19 protein-coding genes are annotated in these 19,867 nt (G+C 36.9%); 1 reads left to right on the forward strand and 18 read right to left on the reverse strand.

Annotated elements, in window-relative coordinates; translation table 11 throughout:
- Window positions 1-56: 56 nt before the first annotated feature.
- The 17 genes from ACEN31_RS06445 to dhaK all read right to left on the reverse strand — a co-directional run bounded on the left by ACEN31_RS06445 (window position 57) and on the right by dhaK (window position 17,750).
- Entirely contained in the window at window positions 57-761 is a 705-nt protein-coding gene (locus tag ACEN31_RS06445) for a FadR/GntR family transcriptional regulator (protein WP_407093836.1), read from the reverse strand.
- A 95-nt stretch (window positions 762-856) separates the two neighbouring features.
- Complete coding sequence (locus ACEN31_RS06450; protein WP_407093835.1) at window positions 857-1,678, reverse strand: metallophosphoesterase; 822 nt, start codon at window positions 1,676-1,678, stop codon at window positions 857-859.
- A 123-nt stretch (window positions 1,679-1,801) separates the two neighbouring features.
- Entirely contained in the window at window positions 1,802-2,302 is a 501-nt protein-coding gene (locus ACEN31_RS06455) for a glucose PTS transporter subunit IIA (protein WP_197104680.1), read from the reverse strand.
- A 70-nt stretch (window positions 2,303-2,372) separates the two neighbouring features.
- The gene (locus ACEN31_RS06460; RefSeq protein ID WP_407108973.1) at window positions 2,373-3,290 is read right to left on the reverse strand and encodes an aldo/keto reductase family oxidoreductase; all 918 of its coding nucleotides are present in this window, start codon (window positions 3,288-3,290) and stop codon (window positions 2,373-2,375) included.
- Between the two features lie 18 nt (window positions 3,291-3,308).
- Window positions 3,309-4,457 carry an N-acetylglucosamine-6-phosphate deacetylase gene (nagA, locus tag ACEN31_RS06465; RefSeq protein WP_407108974.1) on the reverse strand — a complete coding sequence of 383 codons (1,149 nt, stop codon included), beginning with the start codon at window positions 4,455-4,457 and terminating at the stop codon, window positions 3,309-3,311.
- 165 nt (window positions 4,458-4,622) lie between these two features.
- Complete coding sequence (locus tag ACEN31_RS06470; RefSeq protein WP_407108975.1) at window positions 4,623-5,729, reverse strand: ABC transporter ATP-binding protein; 1,107 nt, start codon at window positions 5,727-5,729, stop codon at window positions 4,623-4,625.
- A gap of 43 nt (window positions 5,730-5,772) precedes the next feature.
- Window positions 5,773-6,606 (reverse strand): hypothetical protein, encoded by an 834-nt coding sequence (locus ACEN31_RS06475; protein WP_407108976.1) that lies wholly within the window; start codon window positions 6,604-6,606, stop codon window positions 5,773-5,775.
- A 17-nt stretch (window positions 6,607-6,623) separates the two neighbouring features.
- A complete protein-coding gene (locus ACEN31_RS06480) occupies window positions 6,624-7,472 on the reverse strand; it encodes a sugar ABC transporter permease (RefSeq protein WP_407108977.1) in 849 nt (282 codons plus the stop codon).
- Between the two features lie 2 nt (window positions 7,473-7,474).
- Window positions 7,475-8,782, reverse strand: a complete 1,308-nt coding sequence (locus ACEN31_RS06485) for a carbohydrate ABC transporter permease (RefSeq protein WP_407108978.1) — start codon at window positions 8,780-8,782, stop codon at window positions 7,475-7,477.
- Between the two features lie 88 nt (window positions 8,783-8,870).
- Window positions 8,871-10,106: an extracellular solute-binding protein gene (locus ACEN31_RS06490; protein ID WP_407108979.1), complete on the reverse strand. Its 1,236-nt coding sequence runs from the start codon at window positions 10,104-10,106 to the stop codon at window positions 8,871-8,873.
- 127 nt (window positions 10,107-10,233) lie between these two features.
- On the reverse strand, window positions 10,234-11,529 hold the full coding sequence (locus ACEN31_RS06495) for an alpha-amylase family glycosyl hydrolase (protein ID WP_407108980.1): 1,296 nt from the start codon (window positions 11,527-11,529) through the stop codon (window positions 10,234-10,236).
- A gap of 135 nt (window positions 11,530-11,664) precedes the next feature.
- A complete protein-coding gene (gene glpO / locus ACEN31_RS06500) occupies window positions 11,665-13,500 on the reverse strand; it encodes a type 1 glycerol-3-phosphate oxidase (protein ID WP_407108981.1) in 1,836 nt (611 codons plus the stop codon).
- The gene (gene glpK, locus ACEN31_RS06505) at window positions 13,500-15,017 is read right to left on the reverse strand and encodes a glycerol kinase GlpK (protein ID WP_407108982.1); all 1,518 of its coding nucleotides are present in this window, start codon (window positions 15,015-15,017) and stop codon (window positions 13,500-13,502) included. The genes glpO and glpK overlap by 1 nt, the downstream gene beginning before the upstream one ends.
- Window positions 15,018-15,058: 41 nt before the next feature.
- Window positions 15,059-15,772 (reverse strand): MIP/aquaporin family protein, encoded by a 714-nt coding sequence (locus ACEN31_RS06510; protein WP_407108988.1) that lies wholly within the window; start codon window positions 15,770-15,772, stop codon window positions 15,059-15,061.
- A 17-nt stretch (window positions 15,773-15,789) separates the two neighbouring features.
- On the reverse strand, window positions 15,790-16,164 hold the full coding sequence (dhaM, locus tag ACEN31_RS06515; RefSeq protein WP_338489610.1) for a dihydroxyacetone kinase phosphoryl donor subunit DhaM: 375 nt from the start codon (window positions 16,162-16,164) through the stop codon (window positions 15,790-15,792).
- Window positions 16,164-16,745: a dihydroxyacetone kinase subunit DhaL gene (gene dhaL / locus ACEN31_RS06520; protein ID WP_407108983.1), complete on the reverse strand. Its 582-nt coding sequence runs from the start codon at window positions 16,743-16,745 to the stop codon at window positions 16,164-16,166. Before dhaL ends, dhaM begins: the two co-directional genes overlap by 1 nt.
- A gap of 12 nt (window positions 16,746-16,757) precedes the next feature.
- Window positions 16,758-17,750, reverse strand: coding sequence for a dihydroxyacetone kinase subunit DhaK (dhaK, locus tag ACEN31_RS06525; RefSeq protein ID WP_407108984.1), 993 nt, complete (start codon window positions 17,748-17,750; stop codon window positions 16,758-16,760).
- A gap of 196 nt (window positions 17,751-17,946) precedes the next feature.
- On the opposite strand from dhaK, the gene ACEN31_RS06530 reads away from it, so the two are divergent.
- On the forward strand, window positions 17,947-18,705 hold the full coding sequence (locus ACEN31_RS06530; RefSeq protein ID WP_407108985.1) for an NADPH-dependent oxidoreductase: 759 nt from the start codon (window positions 17,947-17,949) through the stop codon (window positions 18,703-18,705).
- Window positions 18,706-18,778: 73 nt separating this feature from the next.
- Here the strand turns inward: ACEN31_RS06530 and ACEN31_RS06535 are convergent, their stop codons facing one another.
- On the reverse strand, window positions 18,779-19,639 hold the full coding sequence (locus ACEN31_RS06535; protein WP_407108986.1) for an AraC family transcriptional regulator: 861 nt from the start codon (window positions 19,637-19,639) through the stop codon (window positions 18,779-18,781).
- Window positions 19,640-19,867 lie beyond the last annotated feature (228 nt).

A 19,867-nucleotide genomic window follows, 5' to 3' on the forward strand; every position in this document is an offset into this window, starting at 1 on the left:
AAGTCCATTTTTAAGGGTCACTACATTCAGTGGTGTTTTTCAAGTTTGTCTACTTTTTATTCTTTTTTCAAGTTGTTTTTCTTATTTTGTGATAAACTTCTGCGGTTCGTTACAATATGAATTCGCATCACATCTTCCGCTAAAATCGGATCCCTACTTTTAATTGCATCCATAATCTCTCTATGCGATACAATCGTTTCCTCTTTGATTCGGTTACTTGTGTAGTAATCATAATAACGAGAAATCGATTGATTAATTATCGAAACTAAGTTTGACATAGCTACGTTGCCACTCATTTCAGAAACTAACTTGTGAAATTCAATATCCTTCTCAATATGCTCATCACTAAATGCGCCAATTTTTTCTTCGATTTCCAAACGTATTTTGTCTAATTCTTCAATTTGCTCGTCTGTTGCATTTGTCGCTGCCAGACCAGCAACACGTGGTTCTAGAAGATACCTAATCTCAAATAAGTCTTCTGTTAGTTTAAGTGTATCTTTTACAAAGCTAAATCCCAGTGGATCATCAACGATTCCTGTATTCTCACTAACATAAGTTCCTGAGCCTTGTCTGACTTCAAGAATATTACGTGATACAAGCGTACGAACAGCTTCTCTTAATGTACTTCGCCCGACATTCACTTCTTCTGCTAACTTATATTCGTTCGGAAGTTTATCTCCTGTGGATAAGTTATTCGTAATAATGTAGTTTAAGATAGACTCACTTGTTTGTTCAATTAAAGACTTAGCAGTCCCTTCCATATTCTTTCCTCCATATCATCTGATGTCTTCTATCATATATTACACTTTTTTTACGTTTTTGCAAATGCTTTCAGTGTTTTTTTATCGGCTTCACATCATTTTATATCATATATGTATAGAGTATTTTGGATTTCTTTACGCATATCCTTTGAGCGCCATTCTTTTACATAACCCAGTGAATTCGTTATGTAAAGCGTTCCTTCCCTCTCAACTTCTCCTCTAAAATGAACATGACCCATAATACTTTTCTCGATGGGGTAATTTTCATATAAGGATAGTAAATCATCTGTAGCAATATAAGCATTAAAAAAATCGAAGACTCTATGAGGTAATGGCATCGTAAATTCTGGAATAGTAATCATATGAGTGACTAAAATGTAGCTTTCAGCTTGTAGTTTTTGGATATCTTTTTCGATGATTTCTGCAAAGTATTTCGACATTTCTGGATCTTCTTTTGGCCATTGGATATATTTCTTATCCTGCCAAGTTACACCTTTATAGCGCCCTTTTTTAATTTTGTCTAAGCTAAATTTTTCTTTATTGTATTTCACATAATTGTACCAAGCTGTATGACCAACTAGACCAACATTATTATTCAACATGATTGGTGATTCGATGAGACATTGAGGATGTTCTTTGTATTGTTTATAGATGTTCATCGTATTTATATCTGCTTTATCTGATGCTCGGTCCCATAAATCATGATTGCCAGGAATAAAATACACTTGAATATTAGTTTGACTTTGTAGTTTTTCAACAACATCCGTTGTTGTCTTGTAACTATTCGTAATATCTCCACCGATAACTAGCGTCTCTATGGTATTCTTCTTAATTATTTCTGACATGGTGTCTAAATAATCTTGTACTTCATAAGTAAAATTATCAACATGTAAATCGGATATAAAACCTATGCGCATGCTTCATTCGCCTCCCTCTCAACAATTTGATAGAATCAAAAAAACGGTTCTTTTTGATATATACATGCTCTATTAAAGCACAGTATATAACAAATTTAGAACCGTTTCCTAATTATTTCTTTGTTATTTTAATTTGATTGTGGCAACTAAATCACCTTTAGATACCGTTCCACTTGCTTTTACATCGATATTTTCAATCACTTCTGCGCCGTTTGTAAACACAATAATCATGTCTTTATCTTTATCATTTGCTTCGAGTTCAGATAAATTAACGTCTGCTATATCGTCACCTTTTGAAACTTGAGTGTTCTCATTTACATGAATGGTAAATGGCTTACCTTCTAGAGAAACTGTGTCGATTCCCATATGTAGTAATATTTCTAATTCACCGACTGTGAAACTCACCGCATGTTTTGTTGGGAAAATGTTGTCTACTTGTCCATCTACGGGTGAACTGATTGTACCATTATTCGGTCTAATCGCAAAGCCGTCTCCCATCATCTTTTGAGCAAAAACTTCATCTTGTACATCTTCAATATTGACAAATTCCCCGTCACACATTGCATAGACATTAACTTCTTTTACTACTTCTTTTTTATCTTTCTTCTTAAAAAAATCAAACATATCTCTTTACCTCCTATTATTATTCACTTTAATTATACGATTAAAGCGCTCTATTACAAAATAATATCACTTAGGGTAACTTTCTTCCGCCACTTTTATAAACGTCATACCATTCTTGCTTAGTCAAATTAATTGAAAAAGCCTCACTCATATCTTTAATACGTTTAGGTGACATCGATCCAGCAATCGTCTGCATTTTAGCTGGATGACGATTAATCCAGGCAATCACAATCGCTTCTAGTGAAACGTTATAGTGTTCAGCTAAATTTTTCATCACCTTAGTCATTTCTTCATAGTCAGGATGATTAATAAATAATCCTTCACTCAATGAAACTTGAAACGGTGACCACGGTTGAATCGTAATATCATTTAAGCGGCAATACTCAAGAATGCCTCCATCATGATTGACTGACAAGTCATTCGTCATATTCACATTAAATCCTGCATCAATCATTGGTGTATGAGCGGGTCCAAATTGCAATTGATTCGCAATGAGTGGACGATTCAAGTGTTTTTGTAATAACTTGATTTGCCCAGGATTTTGGTTTGAAACACCAAAATACCTCACTTTACCACTCATATATAATACATCAAATGCTTCTGCCACTTCTTCTGGCTCCATTAAGGTATCGGGTCTATGAAGTAATAGAATATCTAAGTATTCTGTATCCAATCTTTCTAAGATACCGTCTGTCGTCTTCAAAATATGTTCTTTTGAGAAATCAAAGTAGCCATCACGAATACCTACTTTAGATTGCAGTATAATGTCTTCTCGTCTAGCATCTGAATCTTTAAGTGCTTGGGCGAACAATATTTCCGATTGACCTTTTCCATAAATATCTGCGTGATCAAAGAGTGTAATTCCTTGTTCAAAGGCCGTATTAATGACTTCAACAGCTTTCTCTTTTGATTCATCTGCCATTCTCATACAGCCTAAGCCTAATTGACTGGCTGACAGTTGTGAAGATCCTATCTTAATCTTTTCCATTACAATCCACCTTTATATTTATTGCTTATATTTTAGTTCTCCATTTAAAAATGTTGCTTTTAATTCTAGGTCTTCTCCTACAATTATAAAGTCAGCATCTAAACCTGCTTTAATTTGTCCACATACATCATCAATATCGACTGACTTAGCTGGTGAGTATGATGCCATTCTTAAAGCATCTGCTTGAGACACAATGCCCCATTCAAACATATTCCGTACACTTTCATTTAAGCGAAGAATCGATCCAGCTAGATTCCCACCATCTTTCAGGCGAGCTTGTCCGTCTTTTACTATAACTTCAAGTTCCCCTAACATTGATTCACCGTCACCTAAGCCTCCTGCACGCATACAATCTGTTACAAGGACCGTTTCTTTAGGTCCGCGAGCTTTAACTACGACTTGAGCTGCTCCTGGGTGAACATGATGCCCATCACTAATTAATTCTGCGAAGACATTATCTAAGCCTAGTGCTGCCCCAACCATTCCAGGATTACGATGATGAAGTCCACTCATGGCATTGTAAGTATGAACAAATATATTTGCTCCAGCGTCCACGGCTTCTTTCGCTTCTTCATAACTTGCATCGCTATGCGCTAAGGCTGTTTTTACACCAATAGTATTAGCAAATTCGATAAATTCTTTAACTCCATCACGTTCCGGCGCAATTGCAATTTTCTTAACTAAATCATTCGATAAATCATTCCAATGTTTTAACTTTTCAATTGATGGATCACTCATGTAAGTTAGGTTTTGAGCGCCTTTGTACTTTTCAGTAAAGAATGGACCTTCTAGAAAGATACCTCGGATCTTTGCGCCTGCTACATCTTCATAGCTGTCTCCAATTGTTTGGCATACATCGTTTAACTGCTCTGTTGGCGCTGTTAACGTCGTAGGTAGCCAAGATGTCACACCACATGCTAGTAGTGCTTCAGATATCTCTTGAATCCCTTTGAAATCATTATCCATCACATCATGTCCCACATACCCATGGATATGTGTATCCACAAGCCCAGGTGCAACTGTATCTTCAGAATAATCTAAGATGTCGCCGTCCGTTGGTCTCTCTAATGTTACCCCATCGAACTTGCCATCTTTTATGGCTAAGTAGCCATCTTCAATGACTTCGTCGGTTAAAATTATTTTTTTAGCGTGTACATAGTGTGTCATATATTTCAACTCTTCCCTTTTCAATTTACTTATATGATTATCATACCATTTTTTCGATTGAAAATACCTTCATTTTAAATCTATTTATAATAAAACACTCGTTAAAGAATGTATTGGTGACAACTTATAATTGTGTCAATCATTCATTCAACGAGTGTGAATATATTATTTTTTAATAACTTCTTCTGTGTCTACATCAAAGAAATGACCTTTATTCATATTAAATGCAAGTTCTACCATTTCGCCAGGTCCGTGAGTATCACGTGCATCTACACGGGCAACAAACGTTGTATCTCCTACTTTCGAGTGAAGCATTGTCTCAGACCCCATTAACTCAGACACTACAACTTCAGCGTTAACACGTGCTTCAGAGTGTAAGTCTAGTGCCACTTGCTCTGCATTAATGTCTTCTGGACGAATACCGAATACGACATCTTTTCCTTCGTAGCCTTTCTCTTCTAATAGACGACGAGCAGGTTCGTATACTTCAACATCAATTTCTTTACCATCTGTGATACGTCCATTTGAATAAGTTACATTAAAGAAGTTCATTGCAGGTGATCCCATAAAACCTGCTACGAACATGTTCACTGGACGATCATATACTTCTCTTGGTGAACCAATTTGTTGAATAATCCCACGGTCCATGATGACAATGCGTGTTGCTAAAGTCATCGCTTCCGTTTGGTCATGGGTAACGTATATCGTAGTTGTGTTTAATGTGTTATGTAGTCTAGCGATTTCAGTACGCATTTGAACACGTAATTTAGCATCTAAGTTTGATAATGGCTCATCCATCAAGAACACTTTTGCGTCACGAACAATCGCACGCCCTAGTGCCACACGTTGTCTTTGTCCACCAGACAAAGCTGCTGGTTTACGTTCTAAGAACTCCGTTAAGCCTAAAGTTTCAGCTGCTGAATCGACACGCTTTTTGATCTCATCTTTAGAGTATTTACGTAATTTTAACCCATAAGCCATATTATCAAATACAGTCATATGTGGATAAAGAGCGTAATTTTGAAACACCATTGCAATATTTCTATCTTTTGGCTCAACGTCATTCATCACTTCATCATCAATAACTAGCTCACCTTTTGAAATATCTTCAAGTCCTGCAATCATTCTAAGTGTTGTTGATTTCCCACATCCCGATGGTCCGACAAAGACGATAAATTCTTTATCATCAATTTCTAAATTGAAATCGGAAACAGAGTAAGTATCATTTCCTGGGTATTGTTTATAAATATTATTTAAATTTATTTTAACCATAATAGTATAGCTCCTTTATTTTTTGGTAGTAGCAATCCAATAATTATTCTTTATTCTTCTGTACATATGTATCATTAAAGTGAGTCTTCCAATAAACCCACATTAACATTAGTACAAATAACAACCCTTGAACCGTTAACATTGTTGTTGGGTTTCCACTAATTAAACCAATGACCATGGCAATTAAAGTTGGTAATCCTAAACAATTTAAGACGATGGTTAAAGCTTCAGAATATGAATTAATATCGTACATATCATTTTTGCGCATAAAGGATAGAAAGAAACTTGATCCTAATACTAATAATAGTAGACTCACTATTATTAGTGCACTCAATTGAATATAATTTGTTAAGACAATTGATGTTCGATTACTCCAAAACCATTGTTGTGACATGAGTGTTTTTAAACTCCCCACATCTTCGACTTCATTCATTGCTTTATCACCCGTGTAAGGTTGATAAAATAGAGATGAGCTGTCTTCGCCAAAAATGGTCTGATCAGAAGTATAAATTATACCTCCTCGATCACTCAATAATGTTTCAGCTGCTTCAGTTGAAGGTGCTAAGCCAATAATGAGTTCATCATTTTCTTTAATGATTTTTTCTTCAGTAATCATAAGATCTGTTCCACTATTATCAAGTGTATTTAACTCTTGAACGACTGATTCGTCGATATAATCCATCACTTCTGGCACATAGTTTGTTAGGTCTGCGCCAGTTGTTCTACCTAACTGAAATGATAAAGGTATCATCATTAATGAAGCGAGTAGAATCATGACAACTAGCTTTTGCCAGTGTTTTAAATACTGTCTTTGTGTAAAGCTTTTAACTGCAGAGAAAGCAGTTATAAAATAATTAATTGGAAATACTTGCGCCATATAAAATCCTTCCTTATCTAACCTTTAGTACCACCACTCGTTAATCCAGATACAAAGTTCTTTTGTAACATAAAGAATAGAATGGAGATTGGAACCGCAATTAAGATTGCACCAGCGGCAAAGAGTGCGACACGTTGATTTCGAGTGTCATTAATAAAAGTTTGTAAACCAACAGCGACCGTATATGATTCTTGACTTCTTAATAAGAATCTAGCTAACATGAAATCCCCGAAAGGTCCCATGAATGCCCATAAAGCTTGAACGGCGATCATAGGTCTAACCAGTGGTGTTACAATCTCCCAGAACGTTCTAATATGTCCGGCACCGTCAATTTTTGCGGATTCATCTAAGTCATAAGGTACTGTATCAAAGTATCCTTTCATTAAGTAAGTATTCATTGGAATACCTCCACCAATATAAAGGAATGAAAGGAACCAAAATTCATTAATCGCATCTAATAAGAAAGCCATGACGAAGAAGGCTGTTAAAGCTGCGGTTGTTGGAACCATTTGGATAATTAAAAACATCATTAAACTATTTTTTCGTCCCATAAAACGGTAACGACTGTATGCGTAACCTGCTAAAGTAACAATGGTTACTTGAACAATCATTGTACTGAAGGCTACGATTAATGTGTTGACATACCATCTACCATACATCGTCTCATCGAATAATCGTCTAAAGTTATCTAACGTCCATGTTGCATTTAAATCTAATGAGAAGGACGTGATATTACCTGCCTGAAAGGCCGAACTCGCTGTTACTAAAAGCGGGTAAATGATAATAATCGATAAGACAATCATAAATAAATACGTTAAGATCTGTCCGATGAGTCTTTTTGCTTTCGCTGAACCTTTCTTCTTCATAATTATTCATCCTCCATGTTAAATGCATTTGTCCGTTTAAATACAATCAGCGTCACACCAATAACGATAAATGACACGATGATTGTCAAAGCAGCTGCAAGTGAATATTGAGGGGAGTTATTCGTCGTCAGCTTGAATATCCAAGAAATTAGGATATCCGTTTGACCGGCCCCACCACCCGCACTTCCGGGTCCACCATCATTAAATAGATAGATCATAGAGAAGTTATTAAAGTTCCCAGTATATTGAGTAACGAATACTGGAGCTGCTACAGCTAAGACTGTCGGCATTGTAATGTCACGGAAACGTCTAATCGCTCCGGCACCATCAATTTTGGCTGCTTCATATAAATCTTCAGGAATCGCTTGTAAAATACTTGTCGTCATAACGTAAATATAAGGGAAACCTAACCAACCTTGAATCATAATAATTGCAACTTTGGTCCAATAGGGATCGGTCTTCCAAGCAATACGGCCGATATCCATGAATGGGATAAAGTTATTCAGAAAGGGAATAACTTGCGTGTTTATTGCTCCAACTGAATCGTTAAACATATTCGAGAATGACATGATTGTAATGAACGCAGGCACAGCCCACGGTAATAAGAAAATAACCCCAAAAATACGTTTACCTTTAATGAACGGTTGGTTAGCAATGACTGCTGTGAACACTCCTAAAACAATTTGTAATGTAGTCGCACATAGCGTCCAAATAATTGTCCAAGAGAATACCGATGTGAATGCATCACGGAAAGTACTTAAAGTGAATATATTAAGAAAGTTTTCTAAACCTACCCAACTTAATAATTTTGCCGGTGGCATATTCATAATACTGTAGTCCATGAATGCCATAAATATCGTTACGAGAACTGGGAATATAATTGCAAAGATCATTGCTAAGTATGCCGGTACAATTAATAAATATGGAAATCCATTTTTATATACATTATTAAAAAGTTCACGGAAAGTTTTATTTACGTGAATACCAGTGTTCCAGTGTGACGCCACTTTCTTCGCATCATAAATATTGAATACGTAGAAAAATAAAAATATGACTGTAACTAATACTTGTAATGTTCCTCGAATCATCATAAATAATGAATGATCTTCCATCGGTGTTGTTCCAAGCGTTACTAAATCATATATGGCTTGAATTCCAAAAACATTTAATTCATAAACGAATAAAACAGCTACAGCTAAAAATAAGATACCTTTTATAATTTGCTTATTATAAAGTTGCCCAAGACCTGGGATAATCGATAAGGCAGCTGCCAATTTTTCATTTTGAATTGACTTTTTTTCCACTTCCATCATAAAGCCTCCTCTAATACTTCCCAAACTAATGATTAAAAAATCTGGCTGGCGTAGGCCAACCAGACATTGTTAGTTTATTTCAGTATTAATAATTTTGTTGAATTGTTTGTGTAATTAACTCAACTGCATCGTTTGCTGATTCTTCTGCAGTTTTAGTTCCTGAAGCTGCATCAAACATTAAACTTTCAGCTCCTACCCATACCTCGGCCATTTGAGGGATATTTGGCATTGGCACTGCGTTTTCATATACTTCAATTACAGCTGCTGTTAACTCGCTGTCTGATTGAGCTGCTTGCTCACGAGCTACTTGGTTCGCAGGAATTTCGCCTAAGCGTTCGTACATAATTGTTTGTTGCTCTTCACTAGTTACCCAGTTTAAGAACTCTTGTGCTAATTCAGTTTTTTCAGTAAAGGCTGAGACTGCCCATGCTTTCCCTCCACCAAATGGTTTGTATTCTTCACCATTAGGTAATGTTGGGATTGTTGTAGTAGCATAAGGAATTCCAGAGTTATTGAAATCATTTGCCATCCAAGGTCCAGTAATTACTGCAGCAGTATTACCTTCCATGAATGATTGGTTAATGAAGTCTGTAGCACTAGTTACGTCTAACATACCTTGTGGCCAAGTGTTTTGGTACCAGTTTGTTGCGTATTCAATAGCTTCGATAGCGCCTTCATTATTTAATCCAATGTCTTCAGTATTTGTTCCATCTTCACCAAATACATATCCACCGTAACCAGCCAATAGACCATAAGTCATATAGAAGTCAACCCAGTTAGTTAAGAAACCAACGTTACGTCCTTCTTCACCTTCAAATGCGAAACGCTCATCTTGAGAAATCGCTTCTAATTCTTCAAATGTTTCAGGGGCAGCATCTAATAATTCTGTATTGTAGAACATTACTAATGTTTCAATAACAGTTGGCGCTCCATAAATTTGACCGTCCATAGTTACTTGTTGCTGATCTGTCTCATTGTAGCCAGCATCCTCATTCAGAGTCACAGGTTGGATTAAACCTTGCATACCTAATGAACCAATACGGTCATAAGGTGCGATAACTACGTCCGCTCCTGTTCCAGCAGGTCCATCTAATGCTAAACCATCTAATACTTCGAACATATCTGTGTCCCAAACTTCAACACTTACACCATGCTCTTCTTCAAAAGCTTCGATATTTTCAATAACATAGTCATAATGACCAGCAGCAGAGATAATTAGTGTTTCCTCTTGTGCTAATACTTCCTGTGCAGGTAGTAATACACTTGCAGCGACAGATGCTCCTAGAATTGCAGTTGTAGCACCAGTAACAATTTTTTCCAATCAAATTTCATTGATTTTCCTCCTATTTTTGCGTTTGTGTAAACGCTTTAATTACTACAATTATAATACCGCAATCGTTTGCATTAATCAAGCGTTTTCAACTAAAAAATTCACATTTATTTCATAATTAGTAATTATTCACAAGTAAAGCCAGTGGCGTATTGGCTATATCTAGCTTTCCGTCAGTAATTGTTACTTTTTCATCTGATATTAAATTCGTGTATTCGCCATCTGCGACTGGGAAATCGATGAGTCCTTCTGAGTCTTTTAAGTTAAAGACTCCATAAAAAGTTTGTTGAGCATTTTTATAATTTAAAGTCACTGTATTTGTCTTATTATCTGCTTCCAGTGAATATAAACCATCTAATGGAACAAATTCTTTCTGAACATGGGCTAACTTAGCTAAAAACTCACTGATATCATGCCCACTCTCCCAGTCAATCGGGTCACGATCAAATAAACTTGGTGTCATCTCGGCTAATACTTCTTGTCCGTTATAAATCAGTGACGATCCTTTTTGCATAAAGGTGAAGGCTGTCCACTGCATTAATTCACTGTCTTTTGGGATACGATGTCTAATTCGTAAGTGGTCATGGTTTTCTAAGTTTCTCATCTTCACATAATTCCAAGGATACGTGTAATCTTGTACTTTAAGACGTTCGATATACGCTTCGATATCAATCTTGCCTTCTAAATATAGTTCAAAATGATCATGAACATCATAGTCATAAGTCATATCAAAGGCTTGATAAATTTCACTGTCACTTAGTGCAATCATATCTTTTGATCTTAATTCTCGAATAAAACCAGGATGGACTGATTCGGATAACCAAATCACTTCTGAATTTATTTCCTCTACGGCTTCACGTGCTTGTAACCAAAACTCAATCGGTACTAAAGGTGCCACATCACATCTAAACCCATCTACACCACGTTTAACCCATTGTTCTAGTGATTCGATTTGGTAATTCCATAGATCAGGATGCTGATAATCCAAATCAACAATGTCACTCCAGTCACCGACACGGTTTCCAAAATGACCTTCGGCTGTTTTATAAAACCAGTCAGGATGTTCGTTAGCAAGAATAGAATCAGGTGATGTATGATTATAGACAATATCAATCATAACTTTCATTCCACGATTGTGGATTTCTTCGATTAATTCTTCAAAGTCTTCCATTGTACCGTAATTTGGATCGACACTGCGGTAATCTTTTATCGCATACGGCGAGCCATCTTCCCCTTTGCGGCTTTCCTCGCCTAAAGGATACATCGGGAGAAACCAGACGATATCTGTACCCATTTCTTTAATTCGATCTAATTCAGGGATGACTGCTTTGAATGTACCCTCTTCAGTAAAATTTCTAACAAAGATACTGTAAATTACAGATTTTCTTAAGTTAATACTTGTTTGCTTTGCCATTCAATCTTCCTTTCTTCATTTAGTAAAACGTTTGCATAAAATATACAAAAACAATCCCCTTTTGAAAAGTTAAATGTTAATTTAAATATAATTAACTTGAATTATAATCTTTACAAAGGGGATGTTTGAGTTTAACTATTTTAAATCTTTGAGTGCATGTTCACTCATTGATTCTTCTAATTCTTTGGCTTGTCTTTCACTTTCTTCTGAACTTAATCCTAACTCTTCAGTAATGATTGCTTGGACTGGCTCAACTAAATGATGCATCTCATCCGTTCTAAAGAGCATGTAATTTGTCCGTCTTAAGAAGAAATCTTCACTAGTCAGGTTTGCTTCTTCGTGAATTGCATAGAGTAAACTCATCGCATCTTTGACTGGCAATGATAATTTATCTGCATATTCTTTGGCTTGATCTAAATATTCTAATACACGTTCAGCGTTTGAACCGTATAGATTTGCTAAGTAATCAGCCTCTTCTGAATTCAAACCTGCTTCTTCGTATAATTTAGCAAATTCTTGAATGGATTCATCGACACGCGTTTTATCAAAATGTCCACCAGACACTTGATACGCTTTGGAATCAATTAAAGTAAATTCTCTATCGGTCTTTTTGTTTAAAGTATCGATAATGACTTTCATCGCGCCTTCGGCCATTTTACGGTAGTCAGTAATCTTACCGCCAGCAAGTGTCAGAAGTCCAGACTCACTAACAGATAAATCACTTCCACGAGAAATTGCGGATGGGTCGTTTCCAGACTCCGCAATATTACGATTTGCGTCCCGAATTCCCTTCTCAACTTCCGCTCTTGGAACTCTTCCTTCATTATATTCAGTAAATAATAAAGCTAATTCATCAAAGCTTTCATCCGATAACGCGCCATTATGGCCTCCATTATAATCTGATCCGCTATTTCCTGAGATCAGCGGTCTCAACCCTGCCCAACTCGCCTCAATGTCATCAATTGTAATTTCAGCTTCTGGGAAACGGCGATTCACAATCTCAAGTAAATACTCAACGTCATGCAAGCTGACTTGAGGGAGTTTTAAATCTCCATCATAATCTGTATCCGTTGTTCCGAAATACGTTTTAGTTTCTCTTGGTAGGACGAATACCATTCGTTTGTCTCCTTCACCACTGTCAAAATATATTGGTGAGTTAACAGGTAACTTCTTAGCGTCAACAACCAAATGGACCCCTTTAGTTGGGCGCATTTGAGGTGTTGATTCAACTTCCGTATCAAGTGCTCGAATTGTATCACTCCACGGTCCGGTTGCATTAATGACTAATTGACTTTTTACTTTAAATGATTCTTGACTCAGCATATCTTCAACTACGACAGACTGAATCGTTTGTTGATCATCATATTCAAAGCCAGTCACTTTTGCCCGACTTAAGACTGCTGCACCATCTTCATGGGCTTGCTTAATGTTTTCAATAACTAAGCGTGCATCATTATTACGATAATCTAAGTAAAAACCGCCACCAATTAAATTTTCTTTAGCCAAGTTTGGTTGTCTTTCGATAACCTCTTCTCTTGTTAAGAGGTTATTCGCAAAGTCCGTCTCTTCGACACCAGCTAAACGGTCATATAAATCCATCGCCACTTCTAACTCTAATTGAGAAAAAGATGCGCCTGGTTCGTCATATAATGGTAGTAACATTGGATCTGGTTTCGGTATGTGCGGTGCAATGCCTTGAACAACTGCACGTTCCTGAACTGTTTCAGATACAACTTCTACATCAAATTGCTTCAAGTAACGTAAGCCACCATGTACTAATTTCGTTGAACGGCTACTTGTTCCTTCAGAAAAATCTTGCATTTCGAGCAAGGCTGTCTTCATTCCACTCGCCGCTGCTTGTACCGCCAGTCCAGCCCCAGTAATACCGCCACCAATGATTACTAAATCAAATGTATCTGCTTGTAACTGTTCAATTACTTCAGATCTTGAGCGATATGATAGAACTGCCACTACTCATCTCCTCCTTGAGATTTCTTAGCATAATATATTGTTGCGTCTACTGCATTTTCCCATCCTTCATATAAAGCTTCACGTTTATCTTCTGCCATATCAGGTTCGAATGTTTCCCCGACTTCAATTAATTGTTTCAATTCTTCTTGGTCTTTCCAATAACCTACAGCTAAACCAGCTAAGTAAGCTGAACCTAGAGCAGTCGTTTCTAATAATTTTGCACGTACAACTTTTACGTTCGCAATATCAGATTGGAATTGCATTAAGTATTGGTTCATTGCTGCCCCACCATCAACACGTAATTCCTCAATCTCTAAACCAGTATCTTTCTTCATTGTTTCTAATACGTCACGTGATTGATAAGCAATTGACTGTAATGTTGCTTTAACTAAGTCTTCTTTAGTAGTACCGCGAGTTAAACCATAAACTGAACCACGAGCTGCTGAGTCCCAATGCGGTGCACCTAAACCAGTAAATGCTGGTACTAGATATACTTCATCTTCACTATTTGATTTATATGCCATCTCTTCAGTTTCTGGTGATTCTTTGAATAACTCAAGACCATCACGTAACCATTGAATCGCTGCTCCAGTAACGAAGATCGATCCTTCTAATGCATAGTGCACTTTACCATCAATGGCGTAACCAATTGTAGTAATTAAGTTGTTCTCAGAAGCTTTAGCTTCTTCACCCGTATTCATAATCATAAATGAACCTGTTCCGTAAGTATTTTTAACCATACCTGGTTCAAAAGCCATTTGTCCGAATAAGGCTGCTTGTTGGTCCCCTGCCATCCCTGCGATTGGCACTTCTTTTCCATAGAAATGATATGTCTTAGTGTATCCATAAACTTCAGAGTTTGATTTAACTTCTGGAAGCATTGAGGCTGGAATATTTAATAATTCTAGGATTTCGTCATCCCATTTTAAATCATGAATATTAAATAACATCGTACGAGCCGCGTTTGAATAGTCTGTTACGTGAACATCTCCACCGGTTAATTTATAAACTAACCATGAATCGATTGTTCCGAATAATAATTCGCCGTTCTCAGCGCGTTCCTGAGCACCATCAACTTTATCAAGAATCCAACGAACTTTTGTTGCTGAGAAGTACGCATCGATGACTAATCCAGTCTTCCCTTGAATCATATCTGTGTGTCCATCTTTAATTAATTGATTAGCGATTGAAGCCGTTTGACGAGATTGCCACACAATAGCATTGTAGATTGGTTTTCCAGTTTCTTTATCCCAGATGACAGTCGTTTCACGTTGATTTGTGATACCGATGGCTTCAATGTCTTCTGGTTGTAATTCACTTTCAATAATTGCTTTTGAAATTACAGCTTGGACATTATTCCAAATCTTATTCGCATCATGCTCTACCCAACCACTTTGTGGGTAAATTTGTTCGAATTCTTCCTGGCCACTTCCAACGATTTCACCTTTTTTGTTAACAATAATTGCACGTGAACTTGTTGTCCCTTGGTCAATTGACATAATATATTTTTCAGCCATTCATATTCTCTCCTTTTTTTAACTCAATGCGTCTCAAAAAATTAAATACCTGCTAAAACTAGATTATAAATTAATCCTCCAACGATACCACCAACGATTGGTCCTAATACCGGAATCCAAGAATAGCCCCAGTCAGCGTTTCCTTTGTTTTTCATTGGTAAGAATTGATAAACGATACGTGGACCTAAGTCACGGGCAGGGTTAATTGCATAACCGGTTGTTCCACCAAGTGAAAGTCCGATTGATGCTACAATCGCACCAACGACGAATGGTCCAAAACCTGATGATAAGTTATTTGGTCCCATTGCCATTACACCAATTACTAAGACTGCTGTACCAACGACTTCACCAATGAAGTTTGACGTCGTATCACGAACAGCGGGCGCTGTTGAGAATGCAGCTAATTTAGTTTCTGGGTCTGGTGTCATATCCCAGTGCGGTAAGTATTGTAACCAAACAACAACTTGCGCTAACATTGCTCCAATCATTTGAGCAATAATATACATAAATGCTGTACCCCAAGATACTTGTCCTAAGACTGCGAAAGCAATCGAAACTGCTGGGTTTAAGTGAGCTGGACTATAGAAACCTGACACAAGTACCCCTAAAGTTACCGCAAGACCCCAACCAAGTGTAATCATAATCCAACCTGTGTTTTCGCCCTTAGTTCCTTTTAACACATTACCTGCAACAACACCATTACCTAATAATACCAATATAAACGTCCCTAATAATTCTCCTACAAAATCCATAATTGCCTACCTCCATTTTTTTATTTGTTTATTTTTAACTCATTAAGCTGTACTTCAATTACTTCTATGTCTGCCTCTGCTTGTAATAGTGCACCGGCTGTATATGCTCCTTCAACTACTGGAACTTCATATACTTTCACTTCTTTATCTGACATTTCGACTGCCATTTCTAAATTCATCTTTGCACTTCCAAGATCAAAAAACGCGAGCAATTTATCTTTTGGATTCTTTTCAATCATCTCTGAAGCGGCGTCAAACGTTGTTCCAATCTCGCCATCTTCGTCTCCACCAGCATGGGTAATACTGACATCTTTCGCTACTTCATCTAATAAATTATGAATTCCTTGAGCTATATCTTTCGAATGTGACATAATGACAATTCCATATTCCGACATTATTCTATGCCTCCTGCTTCTATAAATGCTTCAAATAATAATCCTGAGGAGTATGCACCAGGATCAATATGTCCAATTGAACGCTCGCCAACGTAGGAAGCTCTTCCTTTCGTTGCTTTCATATCTTTTGTGTTCTCAACTGCAGCTTGGATCACTTCTGAAGTTAAGCCACCTTCTTTGAGTGCTTTCACAACGGGTGACCATGTATCAATCATTGTCTTTTCGCCTTCAGTGGATTTACCACGTTTTTTTATTGCCTCCAATCCTTCATTCATTGACTCTGCCAACTCTGCTTCATTTTGCACACCCTTAGCTAAACCTAAAATTGCAGAACCGTATAAAGGACCCGCAGAGCCTCCGACTTTACTCAAGAGATTTTTTGCTACCACTTTTAAAGCGTCCGCTGCTGTTTCTGGCTGGTCTGTTTCTAAGCCTTCCATAACAGCTTTCATTCCACGGGACATATTATTCCCGTGGTCTGCATCTCCAATAGGTGTGTCTAGTTCTGTTAATTTAACTTTTTCTGCTTGAACTTTCTCATTGAAAAGTTCCATCCATTTTAATACTACTTCTAATTCCATCAACCATCTCTCCTATTTCCAAGCAATTGTGTTTGCTGGTGCATTCAATGCTTCTAGCCATTTCTCGTCTTCGAATTTAATTAATGTTAATGAAAGTCCTTGCATTTCAAGTGACGTCATATTGTCGCCAACTTTTTTGAAGCGAACATCAATATTTTTATCTTCAAGTAATGCACGAACATCATTCATGAATACATATTGCTCCATTAATGGCGTTCCACCCATTCCGTTAACAAAGACACCAATCGTCTCATTCTCTTTAATTTCGAATGATTCTAATAATTTAGTGACTAATTCTTCAGCTAAGTCTTTTGAAGGTTTTAACTTTTCAGAACGATATCCTGGCTCACCATGAATACCAACACCATATTCAATTTCATCGTCTGCTAAATTGAAGCTTGGCTTACCACCTTCAGGTGTTGTTGCTCCTGTTAAAGCTAGACCAATTGTATGAATATTTGGTACAAGTGCATCCGCGATTTCTTTGATTTCTGCTAATGATTTTCCTTGATCAGCAAAATATCCAACCACTTTATGTACTAAGACCGTTCCCGCTACCCCACGTTTACCTTGTGTATATAGCGAGTCTTCTACACCGATGTCATCGTCAACAATAATTGTTTCAACGTCGATATCTTCCATCTCTGCTAACTCTTGTGCCATTTCGAAGTTCATAACGTCTCCTGAGTAATTTTTGATTACTAAGAAAACACCTGCGCCTTCATCTGCTGCCTTAATTGCTTCTAGAATTTGATCTGGTGCTGGGGAAGTGAATACTGGACCACTTACCGCTGCTGATAACATACCTTCACCTACGAAACCTGCGTGCGATGGCTCATGACCGGCACCACCACCGGATACAACCGCCACTCGATTCTTTTTCTCAGAAATCCGAGTGATAACATCAAACCCAGATAATCTTTCTACAATGTCATTGTGCGCATATGCTAAACCCTCTAACATTTCATCAACAATTTGACTCGGATCATTCAAAATTTTCTTCATGAAACGGCACTCTCCTTATTCTTTTGATGTCTTAATCTTACTAGATGAAAACTCTTATATCAATTATTTCACCCGTTCATACTTATTAAACTTATTTATGTAAACCTTAAGATAATTTTCTATGCTTAGGAAAAGTCATATAAAAAAATTTATGCTACAATTATCTCAATGTTTAGAAGAAAGAGGTCATAAGCATATGCAAAATTACACGACAAGTCATCAATTAGAACACAGAACGATACGCTTCTTTAAAGATAAGCCAGTTGATGACGACTTAAGAAATAAGCTATTCACGATTATGAACCGGACAGCGACAAGTTCTGGAATGCAAACATATTCTGTGATTCGCGTCACGGACCAAGCGAAAAAGGACCAAATCGCTGAAGTCTGTAAACAAGCTTATGTAGCTGAAGCACCTGAATTATTAATCTATGTGGTGGATACTTTCCGTATGAAGCAAATTGCTCAGGAAAAAGGCTATAATGGTCAGAGTTACCGAACGATGGATATCTTTTTCCAAGGAGTTGCGGATGCATACTTAGCTGCACAAAATTTGACGACCGCAATTGAATCATACGATCTCGGCGCAGTTTACTTAGGAAGTATTCTAAATGACCCGCAAGAAATTATCGATATCTTAGAGCTACCTGAATTAACGTTTCCCATGGTTGGCATGTTGTTTGGTTATCCTGATGATAATCCTCAATTAAAACCGAGAATGGACCTTAAATATAAAGTAGGAGAAAATTCATATCCTTATGTGGCTGAAATAACTACTGAACTGAAAGAGTATGACGAAGAGATGTCGTATTATTATGACACCCGTGAAAAAAATCGTCGATCTGATACATACACCGATCAAGTGGTTCGTAAATTAAGTACACCGAATCCATTACGTCAAAAATTACTGCAAGTTGTTGAAAAGCAAGGGTTTGATTTAATGGTCGATGAATAGTTGGAATGAAAAAAGCCCCAGCCTTCCTGATTAGTTGGAAGACTGGGGCTATCAATGTGTGAATTTGGTGGTTCTATTTTTCTTTAACTGCAAGCCAAATTTCACTATATACGTTATCTTGGGAACTATCAAATTGAGTGAACGAAATTTCAGGTGCTTTGACTAACTCATATTTCGATGACGGTAGCCATTCAGAATATATCTTCGCCCAAGTATCTTGTAATGTATTAGGGAATGGTCCTGTATTTGGAAAAATTGTCCAAGTATGTTTTTCAACATTTACTTGTTCTAAATCCTCAAAGGTATTGTCCTCTGTAGTTAAAAAGCCAATCATATGAGTGAGTTGCCCTTTTTCCTCAAGTCGTTTGTCATCAAAATTATATGATGCATTGATGATTTGATTCGGATATAATCCTTTTAATCGGTGCATCTCTGCTTTTTGCTGGTTTGTAATTGACTCGGCTAAATTGACGATGTGGTTATTTTCACCCTCAAATTGAATCGGCACTGACGCCTTAACACCAACAATATTAAATGCTTCTTTATGTTCGATTTTAAATTCCATTATTTCTCCTCCTCGAATATCTATATAAAATGAGAGTTTAAAATAAGATTGTTGAATGTTATTCTTAATGACTTCAGAAGGCAGATAACCACTCCACTCCCGAAAAGCTCTTGAAAAACCTTCCACGGTTTGATAGCCAAATCTTAGTGCTACATCTGTAACATTTTTCTTTTGGATGAGTTGTTCATTAGCGAGTGTAAACTTTCGATTTTTTATATATTCGCCGATTGAAATGCCTGCAATGAATGAGAAAGTTCTCTTTAAATGATAGACGGACAAGCCGGCTTTTTTTGCGAGATCGTCAATTTTTAAATCTTCTTCAATATGCAATTCAATATAGTCCATGATTTCATTAAAACTCTGTAACATCTTATTCCTCCTCACATCTATATAATAACGAGAATCTTGGGAATCCACTTGATATTTCTAATACAAATAATGTCGAATCTAGGAAATTTTTACAAAATAAAGGCTCTTTGTCAAATAGGGTTGATGACTCATTTTAATCAAGATCAAGCAGCATAAGTTGTTGCTTGATCTTTTTTATTTGTCTGAGGGACATATAATCGCGTCATAAGTAAAATACGGTCTCTAAAA

The sequence above is a fragment of the Ruoffia sp. FAM 26255 genome (genome assembly GCF_045528525.1).
GTDB classification, from domain to species: domain Bacteria; phylum Bacillota; class Bacilli; order Lactobacillales; family Aerococcaceae; genus Ruoffia; species Ruoffia tabacinasalis.